This window comes from Microcoleus sp. B13-B6, assembly GCF_036705405.1.
Taxonomy (GTDB): Bacteria; Cyanobacteriota; Cyanobacteriia; order Cyanobacteriales; family Microcoleaceae; genus Microcoleus.
In genome coordinates, this window is sequence record NZ_JAUBUJ010000253.1 from 1 (window position 1) to 1,172 (window position 1,172).

2 protein-coding genes are annotated in these 1,172 nt (G+C 43.3%); both read left to right on the forward strand.

Annotation, left to right across the window (positions count from 1 at the left end):
• Positions 1 to 339 (forward strand): hypothetical protein (locus QUB35_RS39020; RefSeq protein WP_333148441.1); only part of this gene is annotated, 339 nt, incomplete at its 5' end.
• Positions 339 to 1,130 (forward strand): hypothetical protein, encoded by a 792-nt coding sequence (locus QUB35_RS39025; RefSeq protein WP_333148442.1) that lies wholly within the window; start codon positions 339 to 341, stop codon positions 1,128 to 1,130. The genes QUB35_RS39020 and QUB35_RS39025, both read left to right, overlap by 1 nt.
• Positions 1,131 to 1,172: the final 42 nt, after the last annotated feature.

Genomic DNA, 1,172 nt, shown 5'->3' on the forward strand with positions numbered 1-1,172 from the left:
AAAACAGGTCAACCCATTAAAATCATCAAACAAGCCAAGACAAAGGGTGTAGAAGAAGATTGGAAAAAAGAACTATGGGTACTGCTCACTCCCCATTCCCCACTCCCCTCACTTGTCGCAGCACCGGAAGAACCGAATCAAGCTGTCCAACTCACTTGGGCTCTGCAATGCGACTCTATCAGCGGTTGTGTTACTCCGCTAACCTTGGCAAGTCGGGCTCAAGAACTCTCTGACGCGATCGCTCTGGGTGAGCAAGAACTACAGCGATTTAGAGACACTCTCAAAAAACTCCAACTTGCGCCAGCTATTGCTTGTCTCCAAATTCCTCTTAATTTTTAATGCCTGCAACTATTTTGTCTGTGTCGCAAGCCATTGCCGCTTTGCGACACTCCTACCCAGTAACTAAGCCACTTGAAGCGATTGAATTTCTCAGACAAACGCTCAATAGCGCTCAACTTCTCAATCTTTACCAGCACTTTTTTTCAACTGAATTTGCTACCAGTACCAGTTCTATTTACTCGGCTACTCCTGATAATCATAGCCCCCGCGAATTAGAATTCTTCCGTCTTCTTGACGAAACAGAACTTATCCCGATCAGCCCCTGGCAATTAGAAATAGCACAAGAAGAACGCCTCGACCAACTCCTGATTGAGTCTTGGGGGTTGGATTGGTTGAGCTATGAAGATATTGATTCCTTAGCTCCTGAATGGCAAATCCTGCTGTCTCTAAGTTCTGAAGGACTAAATTGGCTAACTGAAAATGAGATGAAAGATTGGTATGAACAAGAATTTGAAGTTTCATTTTCTCAGATTCTACCACCAGATAGTATCAATCATCAGCAATTCCAACAGTTTTGCTCTCTGGCTGAATTTCCCGTAAAAGGGATGCCAATTGTACTGAGTTTCCTCAATTACTCAACGGGTAATATTTGGCTTGACGGCTGCGCTCAACACGAGTATCAATTTGGAGAATGGACAGTCGAAAACTTGATATTTTTATCAGAACAATGGCAAAGTGCTAAAGAATTAATAACCCAGGCTCAACAGGTCATTGACTGGCTTGCTACTGACCGCCATCGACATTTTCAGCAAATTATTGAACTCTGGAACAAAAGCACCTTGTCAATTTGAATTACCCCTGAATCCGAATAATTACGAGTGAACCAGCAACCG

What these genes read in the sequence shown, in the direction of transcription:
- QUB35_RS39025 (WP_333148442.1), top strand. Translation starts at nt 339, where the DNA reads ATGCCTGCAACTATTTTGTCTGTGTCGCAAGCCATTGCCGCTTTGCGA.